The 22,183-nt window shown below is 67.6% G+C and carries 21 protein-coding genes; 17 read left to right on the top strand and 4 right to left on the bottom strand.

Going from position 1 to position 22,183, the window contains the following annotated elements:
* From murG to dnaE, 12 genes are all read left to right on the top strand, one after another.
* Window positions 1–1,128 carry an undecaprenyldiphospho-muramoylpentapeptide beta-N-acetylglucosaminyltransferase gene (murG, locus tag AC1DBL_RS13030; RefSeq protein WP_476926277.1) on the top strand — a complete coding sequence of 376 codons (1,128 nt, stop codon included), beginning with the start codon at window positions 1–3 and terminating at the stop codon, window positions 1,126–1,128.
* 92 nt (window positions 1,129–1,220) lie between these two features.
* Window positions 1,221–2,633: a UDP-N-acetylmuramate--L-alanine ligase gene (gene murC, locus AC1DBL_RS13025; protein ID WP_476926276.1), complete on the top strand. Its 1,413-nt coding sequence runs from the start codon at window positions 1,221–1,223 to the stop codon at window positions 2,631–2,633.
* A complete protein-coding gene (locus AC1DBL_RS13020) occupies window positions 2,626–3,528 on the top strand; it encodes a cell division protein FtsQ/DivIB (RefSeq protein ID WP_476892748.1) in 903 nt (300 codons plus the stop codon). The genes murC and AC1DBL_RS13020 overlap by 8 nt, the downstream gene beginning before the upstream one ends.
* 285 nt (window positions 3,529–3,813) lie before the next feature.
* Entirely contained in the window at window positions 3,814–5,028 is a 1,215-nt protein-coding gene (gene ftsZ, locus AC1DBL_RS13015) for a cell division protein FtsZ (protein ID WP_175321604.1), read from the top strand.
* Window positions 5,029–5,157: 129 nt separating this feature from the next.
* Window positions 5,158–5,916 (top strand): purine nucleoside phosphorylase YfiH/LACC1 family protein, encoded by a 759-nt coding sequence (locus AC1DBL_RS13010; protein WP_476926275.1) that lies wholly within the window; start codon window positions 5,158–5,160, stop codon window positions 5,914–5,916.
* Window positions 5,913–6,650, top strand: coding sequence for a YggS family pyridoxal phosphate-dependent enzyme (locus AC1DBL_RS13005; RefSeq protein ID WP_476909507.1), 738 nt, complete (start codon window positions 5,913–5,915; stop codon window positions 6,648–6,650). The genes AC1DBL_RS13010 and AC1DBL_RS13005 overlap by 4 nt, the downstream gene beginning before the upstream one ends.
* A gap of 101 nt (window positions 6,651–6,751) precedes the next feature.
* Window positions 6,752–7,282, top strand: coding sequence for a cell division protein SepF (locus AC1DBL_RS13000; protein ID WP_175321607.1), 531 nt, complete (start codon window positions 6,752–6,754; stop codon window positions 7,280–7,282).
* Window positions 7,283–7,432: 150 nt separating this feature from the next.
* A complete protein-coding gene (locus AC1DBL_RS12995; RefSeq protein WP_441418875.1) occupies window positions 7,433–7,741 on the top strand; it encodes a YggT family protein in 309 nt (102 codons plus the stop codon).
* Window positions 7,742–7,891: 150 nt separating this feature from the next.
* Window positions 7,892–8,575, top strand: a complete 684-nt coding sequence (locus AC1DBL_RS12990) for a DivIVA domain-containing protein (RefSeq protein WP_441418874.1) — start codon at window positions 7,892–7,894, stop codon at window positions 8,573–8,575.
* 150 nt (window positions 8,576–8,725) lie between these two features.
* Window positions 8,726–9,355, top strand: coding sequence for a signal peptidase II (gene lspA, locus AC1DBL_RS12985; RefSeq protein ID WP_476926274.1), 630 nt, complete (start codon window positions 8,726–8,728; stop codon window positions 9,353–9,355).
* Window positions 9,348–10,304: an RluA family pseudouridine synthase gene (locus AC1DBL_RS12980; RefSeq protein WP_476892745.1), complete on the top strand. Its 957-nt coding sequence runs from the start codon at window positions 9,348–9,350 to the stop codon at window positions 10,302–10,304. Before lspA ends, AC1DBL_RS12980 begins: the two co-directional genes overlap by 8 nt.
* A gap of 65 nt (window positions 10,305–10,369) precedes the next feature.
* A complete protein-coding gene (gene dnaE / locus AC1DBL_RS12975) occupies window positions 10,370–13,927 on the top strand; it encodes a DNA polymerase III subunit alpha (protein WP_441418871.1) in 3,558 nt (1,185 codons plus the stop codon).
* 94 nt (window positions 13,928–14,021) lie between these two features.
* Here the strand turns inward: dnaE and AC1DBL_RS12970 are convergent, their stop codons facing one another.
* Window positions 14,022–14,480 (bottom strand): flavin reductase family protein, encoded by a 459-nt coding sequence (locus tag AC1DBL_RS12970; RefSeq protein WP_175321743.1) that lies wholly within the window; start codon window positions 14,478–14,480, stop codon window positions 14,022–14,024.
* 206 nt (window positions 14,481–14,686) lie between these two features.
* Here AC1DBL_RS12970 and AC1DBL_RS12965 point away from each other — a divergent pair, with 206 nt between their 5' ends.
* The 3 genes from AC1DBL_RS12965 to nrdR all read left to right on the top strand — a co-directional run bounded on the left by AC1DBL_RS12965 (window position 14,687) and on the right by nrdR (window position 17,323).
* Window positions 14,687–15,268 (top strand): hypothetical protein, encoded by a 582-nt coding sequence (locus tag AC1DBL_RS12965; RefSeq protein WP_476926273.1) that lies wholly within the window; start codon window positions 14,687–14,689, stop codon window positions 15,266–15,268.
* Window positions 15,265–16,668: a histidinol dehydrogenase gene (gene hisD / locus AC1DBL_RS12960; RefSeq protein WP_476926272.1), complete on the top strand. Its 1,404-nt coding sequence runs from the start codon at window positions 15,265–15,267 to the stop codon at window positions 16,666–16,668. The genes AC1DBL_RS12965 and hisD overlap by 4 nt, the downstream gene beginning before the upstream one ends.
* A 163-nt stretch (window positions 16,669–16,831) precedes the next feature.
* Window positions 16,832–17,323, top strand: coding sequence for a transcriptional regulator NrdR (gene nrdR, locus AC1DBL_RS12955; RefSeq protein WP_175321615.1), 492 nt, complete (start codon window positions 16,832–16,834; stop codon window positions 17,321–17,323).
* Between the two features lie 142 nt (window positions 17,324–17,465).
* Here nrdR and ppgK read toward each other — a convergent pair whose 3' ends face one another.
* Together ppgK and map are read right to left on the bottom strand one after the other, a co-directional pair.
* On the bottom strand, window positions 17,466–18,269 hold the full coding sequence (gene ppgK / locus AC1DBL_RS12950; RefSeq protein WP_441418868.1) for a polyphosphate--glucose phosphotransferase: 804 nt from the start codon (window positions 18,267–18,269) through the stop codon (window positions 17,466–17,468).
* 63 nt (window positions 18,270–18,332) lie between these two features.
* Window positions 18,333–19,211, bottom strand: a complete 879-nt coding sequence (gene map, locus AC1DBL_RS12945; RefSeq protein WP_441418867.1) for a type I methionyl aminopeptidase — start codon at window positions 19,209–19,211, stop codon at window positions 18,333–18,335.
* A 98-nt stretch (window positions 19,212–19,309) separates the two neighbouring features.
* Here map and AC1DBL_RS12940 point away from each other — a divergent pair, with 98 nt between their 5' ends.
* Window positions 19,310–19,477 (top strand): SPOR domain-containing protein, encoded by a 168-nt coding sequence (locus AC1DBL_RS12940; RefSeq protein ID WP_175321618.1) that lies wholly within the window; start codon window positions 19,310–19,312, stop codon window positions 19,475–19,477.
* 132 nt (window positions 19,478–19,609) lie between these two features.
* Here AC1DBL_RS12940 and panB read toward each other — a convergent pair whose 3' ends face one another.
* Window positions 19,610–20,560, bottom strand: coding sequence for a 3-methyl-2-oxobutanoate hydroxymethyltransferase (gene panB, locus AC1DBL_RS12935; protein WP_476926271.1), 951 nt, complete (start codon window positions 20,558–20,560; stop codon window positions 19,610–19,612).
* A 274-nt stretch (window positions 20,561–20,834) separates the two neighbouring features.
* On the opposite strand from panB, the gene glnA reads away from it, so the two are divergent.
* On the top strand, window positions 20,835–22,175 hold the full coding sequence (gene glnA, locus AC1DBL_RS12930; RefSeq protein WP_138769615.1) for a type I glutamate--ammonia ligase: 1,341 nt from the start codon (window positions 20,835–20,837) through the stop codon (window positions 22,173–22,175).
* The last annotated feature ends 8 nt before the right edge of the window (window positions 22,176–22,183 follow it).

Raw genomic sequence — 22,183 nt, 5'->3', positions numbered from 1 at the left:
ATGAACACCAAGTCGTCCCTGTCCGTCGTCCTCGCCGGCGGCGGCACTGCCGGGCATATCAGCCCGCTGCTGGCCATCGCCAACGCCATCCTAGAGGTCCGGCCCGAGGCGCAACTCCTCGCCGTCGGCACCCCCGGCGGCATGGAAGCCCGCCTGGTCCCGGCCGCGGGGCTGGAGCTCGCCACGGTCAGCCGGGTTCCGTTTCCACGCAAACCTTCGATCGAACTGCTGCGGCTCCCCGGCAAGCTCGCCGGCGCCGTGCGGCAGGCCGGCGCCATCCTCGACGAAGCCAGGGCAGACGTCCTCGTCGGCGTCGGCGGCTACGTCTGCACGCCGCTGTACCTTGCCGCGTGGCGCCGCAAGATTCCGATTGTGGTGCACGAGGCCAACACCCGGCCCGGGCTCGCCAACCGCGTCGGTGCCCGGCTCAGCCGGCATGTGGCCGTAGCTTTCGCCGCGACCCGGCTGCGCGGGGCGCGGCACGTCGGCATGCCGATGCGGCGCGAAATCTCGGGCCTGGACCGGACGGCGGCCCGCGAGGCCGCACGCACGGCCCTCGGCCTGGAACAGGACAAGCCCACCCTGATCGTCACCGGCGGCTCCTCCGGCGCGCAGAGCATCAACCGCGCCGTCGCCGCCTCTGTCACGGCCCTGGCCGAGGCCGGCATCCAGACCCTGCACATCACCGGGCGGGGCAAGACCGTCCATGATGCCCAAGGCAAGCTGCTGGCCGCGCCCGGCTACCGCCAGGTGGAGTACGTCGACGGCATGGAACTGGCCTACGCCGCCGCCGACTTGCTGCTGGCGCGCTCCGGCGCCGCAACCGTCTGCGAGGTCGCCGCCGTCGGCGTCCCGGCCGTTTTCGTCCCGCTTCCGATCGGGAACGGCGAGCAGGCCCTGAACGCGGCCGGCCTGGTCGACGCGGACGCCGCGCTCCTGGTCGAAGACAGCGCCTTCGACGCCGGCTGGGTCGCCGGCCACATCATCCCGCTGCTGCGTGAGCCCGCCCGGCTGGACCGGATGGCCGCCGCCGCGGAACAGCTCGGCATCCGGGACGCAGACCGGCGGATGGCCGCCCTGGTCCTCGAAGCCGCGCAGTCCCCGGCCAGCACCGCCGCAACTCCGTGACCAGGACAGAACCGGCCGGAACAGCAGCTTTGAACGACCGAGCACTTTGAACGACCGAGCACTTTGAACAGCAGGCAGGAAGCGGTAAAGCAATGACCCAGGCCCAGAACGGCACCCCGCCGGCGGTCCGCACCCAGGACTCTCTGGGGCGCGTGCACTTCATCGGCATCGGCGGCGTGGGGATGTCCGCCGTCGCGCGCATCATGGTGGCCCGCGGCGTGCCGGTGAGCGGCTCCGACGCCAAAGACCTGCCGGTGATGGCCGAACTCGCCGCGGCCGGCGCGCGGATCGCCGTCGGCTATGACCCGGCAAACCTGGGCGACGCGCAGACCGTCGTCGCCGGTTCGGCCATCCGCCCGGACAACCCCGAGCTGGCCGCCGCCCGCGCCGCCGGGCTGCCGGTGCTGCACCGCTCCGAGGCCCTGGCCGCGACGATGGCGCAGGACACGGCCGTCACGGTCGCCGGCACGCACGGCAAGTCCACCACGACGTCGATGATCACGGTGCTCCTGCAGGGCGCCGGGCTGCACCCGTCCTTCGCCATCGGCGCCAACGTCCCCGCCCTGGGGGTCAACGCGGCCACCGGAACCTCCCCGGTCTTCGTCGCGGAAGCAGATGAATCGGACGGTTCGTTCCTGAACTACCGCCCGCAGATCGCGGTCGTGACCAACGTCGAGCCGGACCACCTGGATTACTACGGCACGGCGGAGGCCGTCTATGCCTCCTTCGACCGCTTCACCGAGCTGCTGCCCGCTGACGGCCTGCTGGTGGCCTGTGCCGACGACGACGGCGCCCGCGCCCTCGCGCTGCGCACCCGGGACCGGGGCAACACCCGCGTGCTCCTCTACGGCACCGCGGCGGACGCCGACGTGAGGCTGCACGACGGCGGACCGGGCGACGTCTGGATCTCGACGCCCGCAGGCCGCTTTGCCGTCGAACTCCAAGTGCCCGGCCGGCACAACGCGCTGAACGCCGCCGCGGCCTTCGCGGTGGCGCTCGAACTCGGTATCGCCCCGGAAACCGCCGCCGGCGCGCTGGCCAACTTCTCCGGCGCCTCACGCCGCTTCGAATTCAAGGGCGCGGGCCGCGGCGTGCGCGTCTACGACGACTACGCCCACCATCCCACCGAGGTCCGGGCGGCCCTCGCCGCGGCTCGCTCGGTGGCCGGCGAACACCGGGTCCACGTCCTCTTCCAGCCCCACCTGTTCTCCCGGACCCGGGAGTTCGCGCTCGAGTTCGCGGAGGCCCTCAACGCCGCTGACACCGCGCTGGTGCTGGAGATCTACCCGGCCCGGGAAGATCCCATTCCCGGCGTTACCAGCCAGCTGATCGCGGACCACCTCGGCCGGGGCGGACGGCTGGTGGGCCCCGGCGACGAGGCTGTCAAGGCTGTGCTCGAGGCCGCGGCTCCGGGGGACATCGTCCTCACGGCCGGCGCGGGCGACGTCACTGCCTACGGCCCGCTCATCGTCGAGGCGTTGACGGTCGAGGCGCCCGGTGGCTAGCACGCGCCGGCCCCCTTACCCCACCGGCCCGCGCGGGTCTGCCTCCGACCGGCCGGCGGCAGGGCAGGAGGACGTCATCTCGGCGTCCAAGGCGGACCACGCAGGCACCTCTTCCGCCGGCACGGCCCCAGCCGGAGACCCGGCCGGGGCCGGCACGCCGCAGCCTCGGCGCGGCAATGTGCTCGCCTTTCCCGAACCGAAGGCCAAACGGCGGCGCCGGATCATCCTCACGACGGTGGCCGCAATTGCGGTGCTCATCGCAGGGATCGTGGCAGCGGCCGTGTACTCGCCGTGGCTTGCCGTTCACACGGTCACCGTGGAGGGCAACCGGATCCTCAGCACGCAACAGGTCAAGGCCGCCCTGGCGCCGCTTCAGGGCAAGCCCCTGACACAGATCAGCGATGAGGAAGTGAGCGGGCTGTTGCAGCCCCTGGTCCAGGTCAAAGCCGTCACCACCCAGGCCCGGCCGCCGTCCACGCTTCAGGTCCGAATCACCGAGCGCGTCCCGGTGGCTCTGGTCAAGCAGGCCGAGGTGTACCAGCTGGTCGACGTCGACGGCGTGCAGCTCGGAAAGGCCAAGGACCCGGCTTCGATAAAGCTTCCGGTCATCGAAAGTGGCCGAGGCGCGCTGCCCAAGGACCTGTTCCACGCCATCACCGGGGTTCTCGGGGCGCTCCCGCCGGACGTCCTGGCCCGGCTCTCAGATGCCTCGGCCAAGTCCGTGGACGCCGTGGAACTCAAACTCGTGGACGGCCAGACGATCGTCTGGGGCAACGCGGGGGAGAAGGAGCTCAAAGCCAGGGTGCTCACGGCCCTGCTGAAGGCGCCCGCGGATCCCAAAAACCCAGTGGCAATCTACGACGTCAGCGTGCCCCGGCACCCGGTCACCCGATAGCTCTCCATCACTTACATCGCGCCGTGCGCGGGCGATAGTGGAAATGGTGCATCCGCCGGGACCCGGCGCAGCCACCAGGCAGCAAAAAAGCAGAAACGGACGGCATTTCCCCGGTATTACCGCGACACGCGGAGCCGGTTATTGAATGTCCTCTGGATAGGAAATAGCGTCACAGACATGAGTTACTTGACATAACTATAACCTTCAACTGGAAGGTTAAGGTTCAAAGCCTCAAGCTCGACTCCATCAGTTTTCGCAATAGAACACGAACAAGGGACACGTAACGTGGCAGCTCCGCAGAATTACTTGGCCGTCATCAAGGTCGTCGGCATCGGCGGCGGTGGCGTGAACGCAGTCAACCGCATGATCGAGGTCGGTCTTCGCGGCGTCGAATTCATCGCCATCAACACGGACGCGCAGGCGCTGTTGATGTCCGATGCAGACGTCAAGCTCGACGTCGGACGCGAACTGACCCGCGGCCTGGGAGCCGGTGCGAATCCTGAGGTCGGCAGGCAGGCAGCAGAGGACCACGCCGACGAGATCGAAGAGGTCATCCGTGGCGCCGACATGGTCTTCGTGACCGCCGGCGAAGGCGGCGGCACCGGCACCGGCGGCGCACCCGTCGTGGCCCGCATCGCACGCTCCCTCGGCGCGCTGACCATCGGCGTCGTCACCCGCCCGTTCACCTTCGAGGGCCGACGCCGCGCCGGCTCCGCCGAAGCCGGCATCGACGCCCTGCGCGACGAGGTCGACACCCTGATCGTCATTCCGAACGACCGGCTGCTCTCCATCAGCGACCGCAATGTCTCTGTGCTGGACGCCTTCCGCTCCGCCGACCAGGTCCTGCTCTCCGGTGTCCAGGGCATCACCGACCTGATCACCACCCCGGGCCTGATCAACCTTGACTTCGCGGACGTCAAGTCCGTGATGCAGGGTGCCGGTTCCGCGCTCATGGGCATCGGTTCGGCCCGCGGCGAAGACCGCGCCGTCAAGGCTGCCGAGCTGGCCATCGCCTCGCCGCTGCTGGAGGCCTCCATCGACGGCGCCCACGGCGTCCTGCTCTCCATCCAGGGCGGATCGGACCTGGGCCTGTTCGAAATCAACGAGGCAGCCCGCCTGGTGCAGGAAGTGGCCCACCCGGAGGCCAACATCATCTTCGGCGCCGTGATCGACGACGCCCTCGGCGACGAAGCCCGCGTGACCGTCATCGCGGCCGGGTTCGACGACGTCAAGGCCACCTCGCCGTCGATGGACCAGTCCCAGCCCGCTCCGGCCCGCCCTGCCGCTCCCGCCCCGGCTCCGGCCCAGGCGCCCGCTTCCGCGCCGGTCCAGCCGCTGCACGCCGGCGTCGGTGCGTCCGGGCTCAGCAACTGGGGCCAGCAGCGCCCCTCGGCCGTGCCTGCCGACTCGGGCTTTGATGTGGACCTGCCCTCCGTCGTCGAACCGGATCTCTCCGGCCGCCACTCGGACGACCTGGATGTGCCTGACTTCCTGAAGTAGGCATCGGTCCAAGAAGCAGCAATCAGCACCATGGCACTGCCTCCGGCGGTGCCATGGTGCTTTGGCGGGGTTACGGTGTTTGGTATGGGTTTTTCAATGATTTCGGTTCCTGAAGTGGCGGTGTGCTGAGTGTTCTCCTGGCGAGCTGAGGTGCGGCCCGGTGTCTGGGCGGCCTTCACCAACGTTGCGGCGGGCAACCTGGCGCTCCATGTCGGGGACAACCCGGCCGCGGTGCGCCGGCGCCGGGAAATGCTCGAGCGGGCCGCCGGGCTCGGCTCACGCCGCTTCCGGTTCATGAACCAGGTCCACGGCAGCGAGGTGGCCCTCATCTCCAGCGCCGGCACTGCCCTGGCCTCCGGCCCAGCGCACGCCGATGCGGCCACCGCCGATGCGCCAACCGCCGACGCCATGGTCTCCACCGGGGAGCCGCTGGCGGTCATGGTGGCCGACTGCGTGCCGATCGTGCTGGTGGGAGAGGGCGGCCCCGCGGAGCCGGTGCTCGGCGTCGTACATGCCGGAAGGCCGGGCCTGGCCGCCGGTGTGGTGCCGGCCGCGGTGGCGCGGATGCGTGCTCTGGGAGCCGCGGACATCGGTGCCTGGATCGGCCCTTCCATCTGCGGGACCTGCTATGAGGTTCCGGAAGCCATGCGCGCGGACGTCGCGGCAATCGTCCCGGCGGCCTGGTGCACGACCGCCCAGGGCACCCCGGGGCTGGACCTGCCGGCCGGGGTCCGCAGCCAGCTCGAAGCCGAGGGGGTCGCCGTCGAATACTCCGGCCGGTGCACCCGCGAGGACGAGGGCCTGTACTCCTACCGGCGCAACAGCCGCACGGGCCGGTTTGCGGGCCTGGTCTGGACCGGCGGCGAAGCTGCCGGAGCAGCCAAATGACCGTGCCGGCTGCAGCGGCAGGAGATCCGCGCCTCGAGCAGCTCCGCGAACGGCTCGACGCCGTGCGGCAGCGGATCAACGCCGCGGCGGCCGACGCCGGACGGGACGCCGCGCCGCAGCTGATCGTGGTGACCAAATTCCACCCGGCCGAGGATGTCGCGCGGCTCGCCGCCCTCGGCGTCACCGACGTCGGCGAAAACCGCGACCAGGAAGCAGCGGACAAGGCGGCCCGGCTGCAGGAACTGCAACTGCGCTGGCACTTCATCGGCCAGCTGCAAAGCAACAAAGCCAAATCCGTCGTGAAGTACGCCCACGCCGTGCATTCCGTGGACCGGCCGCAACTCGTCGACGCCCTGGCCAAGTCTGTACGCGCGGAGCAGGATCGAACCGGCCGCGGGGACCTCGAGTGCTTCATCCAGGTCAGCCTGGACGAGGACGCCGACGGGCACCGCGGCGGCGCATTGCCCGCGGACGTCCCGGCCCTGGGCGAACAGCTCTCCGCGGCGGCCGGACTCCGGCTGGCCGGCGTGATGGCCGTGGCGCCGCTGGGTGCGGCGCCCGAGGGGGCGTTCGAAAAGCTGGCGGAAATCTCCGCTCGGCTGCGCGCTGACCATCCGCAGGCCACGGCCATCTCCGCCGGAATGAGCCAGGACCTCGAAGCGGCCATCCGGTTCGGAGCGACACACCTTCGAATAGGCTCCGATATTCTCGGTCCGCGCCCGGCCTTGCGGTAGGTTCAACGTATTGGAAGGTAATGGCGGGGATTCCAATGAAGTGACTCCAGAACTGTCGAGTCACTAAGCGGCCCCCATACGGACACGATTAGGAGTCGACCATGGCTGGCGGTCTGCGCAAGACAATGATCTATCTTGGGCTCGCTGATGGCGACGAACACTACGAGTCCGAGCATCACACACCGCACAAGGATGAGGACGATTCCATGGAGCACGACCGCGAAGAGCGCCGCGCGCCGGCACCCGTCCGCGAAGCCCCCAGGGAAGAGCCCTACGCCGCTGAAGAGGAATACCGCGCACCCGTGACACCCATCAAGCGAGCGGCCGCCAGCCGCGAAGAGACCACCGGCCTCCGGCAGATCACCACGATCCACCCGCGGTCCTACAACGACGCCAAGCTCATCGGTGAAAGCTTCCGTGACGGCATCCCCGTCATCATGAACGTCACCGACATGGGGGAGGCGGACGCGAAGCGCCTCGTCGATTTCTCCGCAGGTCTGGTGTTCGGCCTGCGCGGCAGCATCGAGCGGGTGACCAACAAGGTGTTCCTGCTCTCGCCGTCGTACGTCGAAGTGATCGGTGACGACAAGAAGGTCAGCGAGACGCAGGCCGCCTTCTTCAACCAGAGCTAGCCCAGGATTCCCGTTCGGATGCCAGGCAGGGGTACCTGCCTGGCATCCGTGCTGAGGTTTCCGTGTTGGAATAGACGTGTTGGAATGGATGCGCAACCACTGTCAGGACACTGCGGTATCCGGAATGATCATGGAGATATGAGTTAACTCATGGGAATTGTTTTCGGACTTGTCTATATCGCACTGCTGCTCTTTTTTGTCGCCCTGATCATCCGCCTGATCTTCGACTGGGTGCAGATGTTCGCCCGCAGTTGGCGTCCGCGCGGCGTGGCGCTCGTCACCGCCCACACTGTGTACTCAATCACAGACAAGCCCCTCAAACTGCTTGGCCGGATCCTCCCGCCGCTGCGGCTCGGCGGAATCTCGCTGGACCTGGCGTTCCTGGTGCTCTTCCTGGCCGTCTCCGTGGCCATGGGCTTCGCCAGGTACTTCACCTACGCGCAGCCGATCGCCACGTAATCCGGCAACGGACCCGGTCCGCTTGCCACAAAAGATAAAAACTCCGGTTTGACACTGCGGTGTTGAATTAGAGGAACCAGACCATATTTAGGTACCGTAGTTTTGACGGCCGGAAGGCCTACTGACTAACTAGACCAACGAGGTGACCAGATGGCTTTGACGCCAGAAGACGTTGTCAACAAGCGCTTTCAGCCGACCAAGTTCCGCGAAGGCTACGACCAGGACGAAGTTGATGACTTCCTGGACGAGATCGTCGTTGAACTGCGACGCCTGAACCAGGAGAACGACGAGCTGCGCAAGAAGCTCGCCGAAGCCGGTTCCGGCACGGCCGCCAGCTCCGCTGCTGGCGCTCCCGTCGTGGAGAAGGTGCCGGCAGCCGTCAAGGCCGAGAAGGAAGACCGCGCCAAGGCAGAAGCCGAGGCAAAGGCCGCCGAAGCCGCCGCCGCCAAGAAGAAGGAAGCCGAGAAGGCTCCCGCTCCGGCAGCAGCCCCGGCCCCCGTCGCCGCCACCGCGTCCGCCGAGTCCGCTGCCGGCCTGCTGGCCATGGCGCAGCAGATGCACGACAAGCACGTCGCCGACGGCGAACAGCAGCGTGACAAGATCATCGCCGAAGCGCAGATCGAAGCCAGCAGCCTCGTCAACGACGCGCAGGAAAAGTCCCGCAAGATCCTGGGTGCCCTCGAGCAGCAGCGCTCCGTGCTGGAGCGCAAGGTCGAGCAGCTCCGCGGCTTCGAGCGCGACTACCGGTCCCGTCTGAAGGCCTACATCGAAGGCCAGCTGCGTGATCTGGACGCCCGTGGTTCGGTTGCGGCCCCCGAGGTCGAAGCCAACTAGGACGTTTTACAAGTATTCTGAAAGCCGGTGGCTGAGGACTCCTCGGCCACCGGCTTTTGGCATTAACCGCCGCCTTCGCGGCCTCCTTCGGGTGCCTGCACGCGCAAGCAGCAAGCCCCCAGCCACCCCCGGCACCGGAACGAAAGCACTATGACTGAAGCACCAACCCCAGACGCCGCCCAGCCCTCGCCGTCCGCGGACGCCGCAGCGGCGCCGGCGCGCAAACCGCGGCGCGCCCTGCTGCTCACCCTTTTCGCCGGATTCGCGGTATTCGCCTACGTGTTCGACCAGCTGACCAAACTCTGGGTCACGTCGACCATGACCGAGGGGGAACGGATCCCGGTGCTGCCGCCTCTGCTGCATTGGTACTACATCCGCAACTCCGGTGCCGCGTTCTCGATCGGTGAGAACGTCACGTGGGTCTTCACGATCATCATGGCGGCGGTGTCCATCGCGATCCTGCTGCAGCTGCGCAAGCTCGGCTCCGCCTGGTGGGCGCTGGCGCTGGGGCTGCTGCTGGGCGGCGCGTTGGGCAACCTCACCGACCGGCTGTTCCGCGAACCTTCGTTCGCGATGGGCCATGTGGTGGACTTCATCCAGCTGCCCAACTTCGCGATCTTCAACATCGCCGATTCCGCCGTGGTGTCCTCGGTCGTCATCATCTGCCTGCTGACGCTGCGCGGCGTGGCGCTTGACGGCTCACGGCTGAACCCGCGCCGGGACAGCAGCGCCGGCCGGCCGGCTGTGCTGGAAGAAAACGGACGGGAACACAATGTCTGAGCCCGGCCCGGCCAATGCGCCGGAACGCCGGCACTTCACCGTCCCGGCGGAGCTGGCCGGCGTCCGGGTGGACGCCGGGCTGGCGAAGCTGATGGAGATCTCCCGGTCGCAGGCGGCCACGCTGATCGCGGAGGGCAACGTCAGCAGCCATGGCAAAGCCGTGGGGAAGTCCCTCAAGCTCAGCGCCGGCGGCGAGCTCGACGTCGTCGTGCCGGAGCGCCGGGACCCGCTGGAAGTTGTGGAGGAAGTTGTGGAAGGCCTAAAAATCCTGCTGGACGACGACGAGTTCGTCGTCGTCGATAAACCCGTTGGTGTGGCAGCGCACCCGTCGCCCGGCTGGGTCGGGCCGACGGTCGTCGGCGGCCTTGCCGGCGCCGGTTATCGGATCTCCACCTCCGGCTCGCCGGAACGCGCCGGGATCGTGCACCGGCTCGACGTCGGCACCTCCGGGGTCATGGTGGTCGCCAAGACCGAGAACGCCTATACGGCGCTCAAGCGGGCCTTCAAGGAGCGCACCGTGGACAAGGTCTACCACGCCGTCGTCCAGGGCCTGCCGGACCCGCTGGCCGGCACCATCGACGCGCCCATCGGCCGCCACCCCGGCCACGACTGGCGCTTCGCCGTGATCGAGGACGGGCGCGACTCGATCACCCACTACGAGGTGCTGGAAGCCTTCGGCAAGGCCTCGCTCGTGGAGGTGCACCTGGAAACCGGCCGCACGCACCAGATCCGGGTGCACTTCGCGGCGCTGCGCCACCCCTGCGCCGGGGACCTGACCTATGGGGCTGACCCCCGGCTCGCGGCCACCCTGGGCCTGACCCGGCAGTGGCTGCATGCCCGGCAGCTGTCCTTCGACCACCCCCGGACCGGGGAGCGGGTCACCGTGACCAGCGAGTACCCGCAGGACCTGAAGTATGCCCTCGAAGTGTTGGAGTCCGGCAACGCCTAGCGGAGGTCCGCACCTACCGCCGCGCCGGGCACGTGGGTGTCGCTGCCCGGCACTAGAATGATTCGGTGACTTCCAGCAACAACTCGTTCGTCCACCTCCACAACCACACCGAGTACTCCATGTTGGACGGCGCGGCGCGCCTCGGGGAACTCTTTGATGAGACCGAGCGGTTGGGCATGCCCGCCCTGGCCACCACCGACCATGGCTACCTCTTCGGGGCGTTCGACTTCTGGAAGCGGGCCACCGACAAGGGCATCAAGCCGATCATCGGTGTCGAGGCCTATGTCACGCCGGGAACCGCGCGCACGGACAAGACCCGAGTGCGCTGGGGTGAAGAAAACCAGCGCAAGGACGACATCTCCGGCGGTGGCGCCTACACGCACATGACGCTGCTGAGCTACAACAACGTCGGCATGCGGAACCTGTTCCGTGCCTCCTCGATCGCCTCCCTGGACTCCGTCTTCGGCAAGTGGCCGCGGCTGGACCGCGAGCTGCTGAATACCTATTCCGAGGGCCTGATCGCGACCACCGGCTGCCCGTCCGGCGAAGTCCAGACGCGGCTCCGGCTCGGGCAGTACCGGGAAGCCCTCGAGGCCGCGGCCGAGTTCCGCGACATCTTCGGCGCCGAGAACTACTTCTGCGAACTCATGGACCACGGCCTGGACATCGAGCGGCGCGTCACCGGGGACCTGCTGCGGCTGGCCAAGGAACTGAACCTCCCGCTGGTGGCCACGAACGACCTGCACTACACGCACGAGCACGACGCCAAGGCGCACGAAGCCCTGCTGGCCATCCAGTCCGGCTCCACCCTGCTGGAGCCCACGTATGACAACGGCGGTTCACGCTTCGCCTTCTCCGGCAGCGGCTACTACCTGAAGTCGCCGCAGGAAATGCGGGAACTGTTCCGCGACCACCCCGACGCCTGCGACAACACGCTGCTGATCGCCGAACGCTGCGAAGTGTCGTTCAATACCGGCGCCAACTACATGCCCCGCTTCCCCTGCCCCGAAGGGGAGGACGAGACGTCCTGGCTGGTCAAGGAAGTGGACAAGGGCCTCCACTACCGCTACCCCCAGGGCATCCCGGACAAGGTCCGCCAGCAGGCCGACTACGAGCTCGAAGTCATCACCTCGATGGGTTTCCCGGGCTACTTCCTGGTGGTGGCCGACTTCATCAACTGGGCCAAGAACAACGGCATCCGGGTGGGCCCCGGCCGTGGCTCCGGTGCCGGCTCCATGGTGGCCTACGCCATGCGCATCACCGACCTGGACCCGCTGCACCACGGCCTGATCTTCGAGCGCTTCCTGAACCCGGACCGCGTCTCCATGCCCGACTTCGACGTCGACTTCGATGACCGGCGCCGCTCCGAAGTGATCGACTATGTAACACGCAAGTACGGCGACGAACGCGTCGCCATGATCGTCACCTACGGCACGATCAAGACCAAACAGGCCCTCAAGGATTCCTCCCGCGTGCTGGGCTACCCGTTCAGCATGGGCGAGCAGCTCACGAAGGCGCTGCCGCCCGCCGTGATGGCCAAGGACATTCCGCTGGCCGACATCCAGAACCCCGAGGCCAAGCGCTACGGTGAGGCCGGGGACTTCCGGCAGCTGATCAGCACGGACCCGGAAGCCGCTAAGGTCTTTGAGACCGCGCTCGGCATCGAGGGCCTGAAGCGGCAGTGGGGTGTCCACGCCGCCGGCGTCATCATGTCCTCGGACCCCATCATCGACGTCATCCCGATCATGCGCCGCTTCCAGGACGGCCAGGTCATCACGCAGTTCGACTACCCGACCTCCGAGGGCCTCGGCCTGATCAAGATGGACTTCCTGGGGCTGCGGAACCTGACGATCATTTCCGACGCACTGGAAAACATTAAGATGAACCGCGGCGTGGACCTGGACCTCGAATCCCTCGCCCTGGACGACGCTGCCTCCTACGAGCTGCTGGCCCGCGGCGACACCCTGGGTGTCTTCCAGCTCGACGGCGGCCCCATGCGCTCCCTGCTCAAGCTGATGAAGCCTGACAACTTCGAAGACATCTCCGCCGTGCTGGCGCTGTACCGCCCGGGACCGATGGGCGCCAACGCGCACACCGACTACGCGCTGCGCAAGAACAAGATCCAGGACGTCATCCCGATCCACCCCGAGCTCGAGGAGCCGCTCGCCGAGATCCTCGGCGGCACCTACGGCCTGATCGTGTACCAGGAGCAGGTCATGGCGGTGGCGCAGAAGCTCGCCGGCTACACCCTGGGCCAGGCCGATATCCTGCGCCGCGCCATGGGCAAGAAGAAGAAATCCGAGCTGGACAAGCAGTTCGCCGGCTTCTCCCAGGGCATGCAGGACAACGGCTACTCGATGGCCGCGGTCAAGACCCTTTGGGACATCCTGCTGCCCTTCTCCGACTACGCCTTCAACAAGGCGCACTCCGCCGCGTACGGCGTGATCTCCTACTGGACCGCGTACCTGAAGGCCCACTACGCGCCGGAATACATGGCGGCCCTGCTCACCTCCGTCGGCGACGACAAGGACAAATCGGCGATCTACCTCAACGAATGCCGCCGCATGGGCATCACCGTGCTGCCGCCGGACGTCAACGAGTCAGCGCTCAACTTCACCCCGGTCGGCAACGACATCCGCTTCGGCATGGGAGCCATCCGCAACGTCGGCGCCAACGCCGTCGACGCGATGGTGGCCGCCCGCGAACGCGAAGGCGCCTATACCTCCTTCAAGGACTACCTGATGAAGGTCCCGGCGGTGGTCTGCAACAAGCGCACCATCGAATCCCTGATCAAGGCCGGCGCCTTCGACTCGCTCGGCCACCACCGCCGTGCCCTGGCCATGATCCACGAAGAAGCCATCGACTCGGTCATCACGCTCAAGCGCAACGAGGCGATCGGACAGTTCGACCTGTTCGCCGGCATCGATGACACCGAGTCGGAGTCCTCGCTGAGCATCGAGATCCCCGAACTGCCCGAGTGGGAGAAGAAGGACAAGCTCTCCTTCGAACGCGACATGCTCGGACTCTACGTCTCGGACCACCCGCTGCAGGGCCTCGAGGGGCTGCTCAGCCAGCACGCGGACCAGTCGATCACCTCGATCATCGCCGAGGACGGGCCGCACGACGGCGCGATCATCACCATCGCGGGCATGATCACCTCGCTCAGCCGCCGGATCGCCAAGGCCAGCGGCAACGCCTACGCGCGCGCCGAGATCGAGGACCTCGGCGGCTCTGTGGAAGTGATGTTCTTCGGCCAGGTCTACGGCCCGATCGCCTCGGTTTTGGCCGAGGACCTGATCGTCGTCGTCAAGGGCCGGCTGCAGCGCCGCGACGACGGCGCGGTGGCCCTGAACTGCATGGAACTCTCGGTGCCGGACCTCAGCGAAGGCCTGGACGGGCCGCTGGTGATCACCATGCCGACGCACAAGGCCACCGAGGCCGTGGTCAACGAACTCGGTGAAGTCCTCAGGACCCACCGGGGCAAATCGGAGGTGCGCCTGCACCTGCACGGCGATTCCCGGGTGGAGGTCATGGGCCTGCCCGTGCATCTGCGCGTCAACCCCAGCCCGTCCCTGTTCGGCGACCTGAAGGTGCTGCTCGGCCCGACCTGCCTGGACAGCTGACGGCCGTTCCCGACCCCCGTTCCGACGGTTCCCTGCTGGCTCGACGCCGCTAAGCGTCCTGGCGGCAGGGAACCGTCGCAACGGCCCGGGCGGCCTAGATTTCGTAGTCGAGCGGCACCGGCTGGCCGTAGCTGCCGCCGTGGTAGAGCAGCGGCGCGCCCTCGCCGCCGATCGCGCCGTCGACCACCTCGACGACCACTACCGCGTTGTTTTCGAAAGAGAGCCGCATCTGGATCTTGCCGATCAGCCAGCCGGAGACATCCTTGAGGATGGGCACCTCATGGGGCCCGAGCTCCCAATGGTCGCCCTCGAAGCGGTCCCGGGAACGGGCGAAGCGGTCGGCGAGCTGCTGGTTGCCCAACCCCAGCATGTGCACGCCGATGTAGCCGGAATTCGCGACGGCGGGCCAGGAGCGGGAGGTCCGCGCCATGTTAAAGGTGAACCGGGGCGGCTTGGCCGACAGGGACGCCACCGAGGTTGCGGTGAAACCGTAAGGGACGCCGTCGTAGTTCACGGTGATGATGGCGACTCCGGCCGCATGGCGGCGGAACATTTCCTTAAACGTTCCTTCGAAGGCTTCTTCGGCTGAGGCCACGGTGGGTCATCTCCCTGCTGTTCTGCGACTGGTGCTCACTGCCAGCGTATTCCTGCGGGCGCCGCCTGCGGTATTCGGCCGGCGCCCGGGAGGGATCCGGGCGTCACGTCCCGTGCGGCGGCGTAATGTCCGGCGCCGCCGGATCCTTTGTTAAGGTTTGTTGCATGACACAACCTGCGGTGCACGTGCCCGTTCACGACCACGACGGCGGACCCTGGCCTGCCGCGCCCGGGCGGCCGGGCGCGTCCGTGCCGTGGACGGGGCTGGCCGTGATCGCCGCTGCAGGTGTTCCGGTGGGACTGTTGTGGTGGCTGCTGGCGCCGACCGGGCTGAACCTCATTACCCGGGACCCGGCATTGGCCGCCGGCAGCAACCCCGAAGCGTGGCTGCCGCGGGACCTTGTCCTGGCCGGGCTGTTCCTGCTGGCCGGCTGCCTGTCCGGGATCTTCATTGCCGGCAACCGGCCCGCCCGGCTGGGAACCGCGACGGTGGTCCTGGCCGTCGCCGCGGGTGCCGTTGGGGCCCTGCTGGCCTGGGGGACCGGCGTGCTCGCCGGAACCTGGTGGAGCGCTCCGGTGGATACTTCGGCCAGCGCCAGCATCGCCTTCTCGCTCCGGGCCTACGCGATGCTGGTCATCTGGCCTGCCGCCATCGCCCTCGCGATCTTCCTCTCCACAGTGTTTGGCTCATCGGAGCCCAAGCCGGCGTCCGGGGGCACCGCGCCGGAGCGTAAAATGGACGAGTGACTCCAACTGCTGACAGCCCTGTGCCCTCCGCTCCCTCCGCCCTCAACTTCCGCACCGTGGACGTGCGCGGGCAGCGGTTGTCCCTCGCCGGGCTCCGCGCCGCCGTTCCGCGGGCGCAGCACGGCACCGTGGCCGACGCGGAGCAAAAGGTCCTGGACATTATTTCGTCGGTCCGGACGCGCGGCTTCGAGGCGCTGAGCGAGCTGGCGCTGAACTTCGACGGCGTCGAACAAGCCCAGCCGCGGGTTCCCGCTGAAGCCCTCAAGGCAGCCCTGGACGGCCTGGACCCCGCAGTGCGCGCCGCCCTGGAGGAGTCCATCCGCCGGGCACGCCGCTTCGCTGACGCTCAGCGTCCGGCCGACACCGACGTCGAACTCGGCGAAGGTGCCGTGGTCAGCCAGAACTGGGTCCCGGTGGCCCGGGTCGGGCTCTACGTCCCCGGCGGTCTGGCGGTCTACCCCTCCTCGGTCATCATGAACGTGGTCCCGGCGCTGGCAGCAGGCGTGGAATCCATTGCCCTGGCCTCGCCGCCGCAAAAGGACTTCGGCGGCCTCCCGCACCCCACGATCCTGGCGGCGGCATGCCTGCTGGGCATTGAGGAGGTCTATGCGATCGGCGGCGCCCAGGCCATTGCAGCGTTCGCCTACGGCATCCCCGGTGGAACCGGGACCGGAGCCGGCGCTGCCGCCGGCATCGACGCCGGTATCGACCCGGTCGATGTCGTCACCGGACCCGGAAACATCTTCGTGGCCACCGCCAAACGGCTCGTGAAGGGTGTGGTGGGAATCGACTCGGAGGCCGGCACCACCGAAATCGCCATCCTGGCCGACGCCACCGCGCGCCCGGGCCTCGTCGCGGCCGACCTGATCAGCCAGGCCGAGCACGACCCGCAGGCCGCTTCCGTGCTGATCACCGACTCCGAGGAACTCGCCGCCGCCGTCCGCCGCGAGCTCGAACTCCAGGCCGCCGCGACCAAGCACAGCGCCCGGGTCCGGCAGGCCCTGTCCGGTCCGCAGTCCGGCGTCGTGCTGGTCGAGGACCTTGAGCAGGGCATCGCTGCCTGCGACGCCTACGCAGCTGAACACCTCGAAATCATGACCGCGGACGCCGCCGGCGTCGCCGCCCGGATCCGCAACGCCGGCGCCATCTTCGTGGGGGACTACAGCCCGGTCAGCCTGGGCGACTACTGCGCCGGTTCCAACCACGTGCTGCCCACCAGCGGAACGGCCGCGTTCTCCTCCGGGCTCAACGTGACCACATTCCTGCGCGCCATCCAGGTGATCAACTACAGCCGGAGCGCGCTGGAGGAGGTCAGCAGGCACATCGTCAGCCTCTCCGGCGCGGAGGACCTGCCTGCTCACGGCGAAGCAGTCACCGCACGGTTCTCGGCCAGCAGTTAGGGCGGCTGGCGGGCAGTCCCGCCGGAACAGCGCCCAACCACAACATGTAGTAATTACAGGCTTGTTATTCAGCAACATCTAGTCGTAAACTGATCCCGGAAGCACCAAACGTGGTGCCTCGGCTCTCTACAGGGATCCAGCTTGCGGCAGGGGAGGAACCGACGTGTATTGCCCGTTCTGTCGTAACCCTGATTCGCGCGTGGTGGACAGCCGCATCGCCGACGACGGCTCCGCCATTAGGCGCCGCCGGCAGTGCCCCGAATGCGGACGCCGGTTCACCACGGTGGAAACCACTAGCCTGACCGTGATCAAGCGCTCCGGCGTCGGCGAGCCGTTCAGCCGCAGCAAGGTCATCAACGGCGTTCGTAAGGCCTGCCAGGGCCGCCCCGTCACCGAAGACGACCTCGCCATGCTGGCCCAGGAAGTCGAGGAGACCATCCGGGCCTCCGGCGCGGCCGAGATCGATGCCCATGAGGTGGGCCTGGCGATCCTCAACCCGCTGCAGCGCCTCGATGAGGTGGCCTACCTGCGCTTTGCGAGCGTGTACCAGGCCTTCGAATCGCTGGAAGACTTCGAGTCCGCCATCGCCCTGCTCCGCCATGAGGCCGAGTCCAAGGGGCTGGAAGGCAAGAGCTCGCAGAAGAGCCCGCTCTAGGCTCAACCAAGTTCCGGTGGTGGCAGCGGAGGGGAAGCCGTGGCCACCACCGGCTCCAACCCAACTGACTCGCAGTTGTTGTCGCTTTGAGCGTTCAAAACGACACCTAGTGCCAGTCAGTTGGGTTGTTGTGCGTCCGGGACTACTTGGCCAGCTTGTGCGTGAGGGCGACCTCGATGGCCGCGCCCACGATGCCGGCGTCGTTCTTCAGCTCGGCCGGAACGATCGGCGTGCGCAACGACATGTGCGGCAGGTATTCGTCGGCCCGCTTGGAGATGCCGCCGCCCACGATGAACAGTTCCGGTGAGAAGAGGAACTCGACGTGGGAGAAGTAGCGCTGCAGCAGCACGCTGTATTCGGCCCAGCTCAGGCCGTCGCGCTCACGGGCGACGGCGGAGGCCTTGCTCTCGGCGTCGAAACCGTCGATTTCCAAGTGGCCCAGTTCGGCGTTGGGGACGAGCTTGCCGTCGAAGATGAAGGCGGAGCCGATGCCGGTGCCGAGGGTGATCACCAGGACGGTGCCGGAGATGCCTTCGCCGGCACCGTAGCGGGCCTCGGCCAGGCCGGCGGCGTCGGCGTCGTTGATGACCTCGACCGGGCGGCCGAGCCGTGCGGTGAGCAGGGCATCGATGTCCAGGTTCAGCCAGGAGTTGTCGACGTTCGCCGTCGAGTGGACCACGCCGTGCTGGATGATGCCAGGGAAGGTCACGCCGACCGGAGAGTCGGCTGCGGGGGCGTCGGGACGCTTGGACAGCTCCGCTACCACCTGCGCCACGACTTCGGCAACGGCCTCCGGAGTGGACGGCTGCGGGGTGGGCACGCGGAGCCGGTCGCCGACGAGCTTGCCCTTCTTCAGATCAACGATTCCGCCCTTGATGCCGGTGCCACCGATGTCGATGCCGATCAGCGGTGCGTTCTTCTTCGACTTCTCGTCCTTCTTGGCCAATGTTGTTCCGTTCGTGGCAGGGGCGGGGTGGGTCTTGTTGTTGATTTTTGAAAGGCGGTGGGATCAGGGGAGGGTCAGGACTTCGGCGCCGGACTCCGTGACCAGCAGGGTGTGCTCGAACTGTGCGGTCCGTTTGTGGTCGCGCGTCACCACCGTCCAGTCATCGGCCCACATGTCCCATTCGACCGTGCCCAGCGTGAGCATCGGCTCGATCGTGAAGACCATGCCGGCCTCCATGACGGTGTTGTAGGCCGGGGCGGCATCGTAGTGCGGGATGATCAGCCCGGTGTGGAAGGCCTCACCGACGCCGTGCCCGGTGAAGTCCCGGACTACGCCGTAGCCGAATCGCTTGGCGTAGGACTCGATGGTCCGGCCGATCACGTTGATTTCGCGGCCCGGGGCCACGGCGCGGATGGCGCGGCGCAGGGACTCTTCGGTGCGTTCGACCAGCAGCCTGGACTCCTCGTCGACGTCGCCCACGAGGAAGGTGTAATTGGTGTCGCCGTGCACGCCGCCGATGAAGGCCGTGATGTCGATGTTCAGGATGTCGCCGTCCTGGACCACGGTGCTGTCCGGGATGCCGTGGCAGATCACTTCGTTGAGCGAGGAGCACAGGGACTTGGGGAAACCACGGTAGCCGAGGGTGGACGGGTAGGCGTTGTGGTCGAGCAGGAATTCGTGCCCCACCTTGTCCAGCTGGTCGGTGGTGACGCCGGGGACGATGTGCTTGCCGACCTCCACGATGGCCTGGGCGGCAATCCGTGAGGCGATCCGGATCTTCTCGATGGTCTCGGCTGACTTGACCTCTGAGCCCGTGAACTTGGCCGGAGCAGGCTTGCCGACGTATTCAGGGCGCGGTATGGACGCCGGCACGGCAAGCTGCGGGCTGACTGTTCCCGGGACAAGGGTGCCGATGGGTGCAGTCGAGGTGAGGGAAGGCATAGATTGATTCTATAAGCCCCCGGGCGCAGCCCGGAAAATACAGCGGAAAATGCATCCGGAAAAACAGCCGGAACCAGGCACACGCAGAAGGAGCCCCGATGACCGAATACTGGTACAACGTCAACACCCACGAGATCGAGGAAGACGCCATGTCCGACTGGAGCCAGCTGATCGGCCCCTACAAGACCCGCGAGGAAGCCGAACACGCCCTCGAAAAGGTCAAGGCCCGCAACGAGGCCTGGGAAAAGGGCGACGACGACGCGTAACGGCGTGCCGGCTCCCGTTGTCCTCCTGGTTCACGGGTTGCCCGGCTCCGGCAAGTCCACGCTCGCGGCGCAGTGGAAGTTGAAGCGCTGTGCCGGCAGCTCCGGCCCCTGCTGGAACCCGTTGCTTTGCAGTTAGAAGGAATGTTCCGGGCCGGGGAAGTGGCCTGAGCGGACGTCGTCGCCGTAGGCCTTCGCGGCGTCGCTGAGGGTGGTCCGCAGATCCGCGTACTGCTTGACGAACTTGGCCATCTTTCCGCCGCGCAGCCCGGCCATGTCCTGCCACACCAGCACCTGGCCGGTGGTCGCGTTGCCGGCGCCGATGCCGATCGTGGGGACCTCGACGGCGGCGTCCACGGCGGCCGCCGTCGGCGCCGGAACCATTTCCATCAGCACACAGAACGCGCCGGCGTCGGCCAGCGCGACGGCGTCGTCGATCAACCGCTGGGCGTCGTCGCCGCGGCCCTGGACCCGGTAGCCGCCGAGGGCGTGCTCGCTTTGCGGCGTGAAGCCGATGTGCGCCATCACCGGGATGCCGGCCTGGACCATGGCCCGGACGGTCTCGGCATAGAACTTGCCGCCCTCGATCTTGACCGCGTGCGCGAGTCCTTCCTTGAGGAAACGCACGCCCGTCGCCACTGCCTGCTGGGCGGAGACCTCGTAGCTGCCGAAAGGCAGGTCGGCCACCACGAGGGCGCGCCGCGCGGAACGGGTTACCGCGCGGCACAGCGGGATCAGCTCGTCCACGGTGACGGGCAGGCTCGTTTCATTGCCGAAGACATTATTGGAGGCCGAATCTCCGACCAGCAGCACCTCGATGCCGGCCGCATCGAAGATCTCGGCGGTGTACTGGTCGTAAGCCGTCAGCATGGCGAAGCGCTCACCGTTGAGCTTGGCCTGGCGCAGGTGGTGCGTGCGGATTCGGCCGGCGGGTTTGGCGGCAGTGTCCTTGGCGGCAGTGTCCTTGGCGGCGCTGTCCGGCGCCGGCTCCTGGCCTGCGCCGGCCGCGCCCGTTGCGGGGCCATTGCCGTAGGGGGCAGTGAGTTCTGCGGACGTGCTGGGTTCGGGGCTGTTGCTGGGGGCCATGCCACGAGCGTAGTGCGATACCCGGCGTCCTAGCTACCGGGCGGCCGCGCCGGCCCGGTGATAGCCGTCACAAACGGCGCCAGCCGGCGGGGCGGGAGGGACACCCAAGCGGCGGTTCGGCGGCCGTTGTGTTAACGGTGTGTTACGCCGGTGCGCTACGCCAGCAATCCCCGGGAATGCTTAGTAGAGTGATTCGAGAGCAGCTGCGGGCGCCAGCCAGGACGAGTAGTCGGGACGGGTCCGGGGCACGGACGTAGACCCGGAAAGAGGCACCATGGACCGCCAGCAAGAGTTTGTCCTGCGGACGATCGAAGAGCGTGACGTGCGCTTTGTGCGCTTGTGGTTCACCGACGTCGTGGGATCGCTGAAGTCTGTGGCCCTCGCCCCGGCCGAAGTTGAAGGCGCCTTCGAAGAGGGCCTGGGCTTCGACGGGTCCTCGATCGAGGGCCTGGCCCGCGTCTTCGAATCCGACATGCTGGCCCAGCCGGACCCCTCCACCTTCCAAATCCTGCCGTGGCGCGGTGAGACGGAAGCGACCTCGCGGATGTTCTGCGACATCCTGACGCCCGACGGCGAGCCCTCGGCGGCGGATCCGCGCAACGTCCTCAAGCGCAACCTCGCGAAGGCCGCGGACATGGGCTTCACCTGCTACACCCACCCCGAAATCGAGTTCTACCTGCTCAAGTCCCAGCAGCCGGGCCCGGACGGCGCGCCGGTTCCGGTGGACGAGGGCGGCTACTTCGACCACGTTCCCGGGGGCGTGGCGCAGGACTTCCGGCGGACCGCCGTGACCATGCTGGAGTCGGTGGGCATCTCGGTCGAGTTCAGCCACCACGAGGCCGGCCCGGGCCAGAACGAGATCGACCTGCGCTACGCGGACGCCCTGCAGACCGCGGACAACATCATGACCTTCCGCACCGTGATCAAGGAGGTCGCGCTGCAGCAGGGGACCTACGCGACCTTCATGCCCAAGCCGTTCACCGCGCACCCGGGCTCCGGCATGCACACGCACTTCTCGTTGTTCGAGGGCGACACCAACGCCTTCTACGAAGCCGGGGCGGAATTCCAGCTCTCCGAAACGGCCCGGCAGTTCATCGCCGGCATCCTCAAGCACGCCCCCGAATTCACCGCCGTGACCAACCAGTTCGTGAACTCCTACAAGCGCCTCTGGGGCGGGGGAGAAGCGCCCAGCTACCTGAGCTGGGGCCACAACAACCGCTCGGCCCTGGTCCGGGTTCCGCTGTACAAGCCCGGCAAGGGCCAGTCCGCGCGGATCGAATACCGCGGCATCGACTCGGCCGCCAACCCTTACCTCGCCTACGCCGTGCTGCTGGGTGCCGGGCTGAAGGGCATCGAAGAGGGCTACCAGCTGCCCGCCGCCGCCGAGGACGACATCTGGTCGCTGAGCTCGGCCGAGCGCCGTGCCATGGGCCACGATCCGCTGCCGGCCAGCCTGCACGACGCGATCCGGACCATGGAGGATTCCGAGCTCATGCCGCAGATCCTGGGCGAGCAGGTCTTCGAGCACTTCCTGCGCAACAAGCGGGCCGAGTGGCAGGACTACCGCCTCCAGGTGACGCCCTACGAGCTGCAGCGCAACCTGGCCATCCTTTAGGCGGCCGC

The organism is Arthrobacter sp. 10T44 (genome assembly GCF_056393885.1).
Note: the sequence above shows the minus strand (reverse complement) of the source record. Positions and strands in the feature narration are given on the sequence as shown.

Bases quoted from the DNA above. Each gene is read 5' to 3' on its own strand.
- AC1DBL_RS12995 (WP_441418875.1), top strand. From the start codon at position 7,433: ATGGGAATTGTTTTCGGACTTGTCTATATCGCACTGCTGCTCTTTTTT.
- AC1DBL_RS12990 (WP_441418874.1), top strand. From the start codon at position 7,892: ATGGCTTTGACGCCAGAAGACGTTGTCAACAAGCGCTTTCAGCCGACC.
- AC1DBL_RS13005 (WP_476909507.1), top strand. From the start codon at position 5,913: ATGACCGTGCCGGCTGCAGCGGCAGGAGATCCGCGCCTCGAGCAGCTC.
- AC1DBL_RS12980 (WP_476892745.1), top strand. From the start codon at position 9,348: ATGTCTGAGCCCGGCCCGGCCAATGCGCCGGAACGCCGGCACTTCACC.
- lspA (WP_476926274.1), top strand. From the start codon at position 8,726: ATGACTGAAGCACCAACCCCAGACGCCGCCCAGCCCTCGCCGTCCGCG.
- AC1DBL_RS12965 (WP_476926273.1), top strand. From the start codon at position 14,687: ATGACACAACCTGCGGTGCACGTGCCCGTTCACGACCACGACGGCGGA.
- murG (WP_476926277.1), top strand. From the start codon at position 1: ATGAACACCAAGTCGTCCCTGTCCGTCGTCCTCGCCGGCGGCGGCACT.
- glnA (WP_138769615.1), top strand. From the start codon at position 20,835: ATGGACCGCCAGCAAGAGTTTGTCCTGCGGACGATCGAAGAGCGTGAC.
- map (WP_441418867.1), bottom strand. From the start codon at position 19,211: ATGCCTTCCCTCACCTCGACTGCACCCATCGGCACCCTTGTCCCGGGA.
- AC1DBL_RS12970 (WP_175321743.1), bottom strand. From the start codon at position 14,480: ATGTTCCGCCGCCATGCGGCCGGAGTCGCCATCATCACCGTGAACTAC.
- AC1DBL_RS13000 (WP_175321607.1), top strand. From the start codon at position 6,752: ATGGCTGGCGGTCTGCGCAAGACAATGATCTATCTTGGGCTCGCTGAT.
- AC1DBL_RS12940 (WP_175321618.1), top strand. From the start codon at position 19,310: ATGACCGAATACTGGTACAACGTCAACACCCACGAGATCGAGGAAGAC.
- murC (WP_476926276.1), top strand. From the start codon at position 1,221: ATGACCCAGGCCCAGAACGGCACCCCGCCGGCGGTCCGCACCCAGGAC.
- panB (WP_476926271.1), bottom strand. From the start codon at position 20,560: ATGGCCCCCAGCAACAGCCCCGAACCCAGCACGTCCGCAGAACTCACT.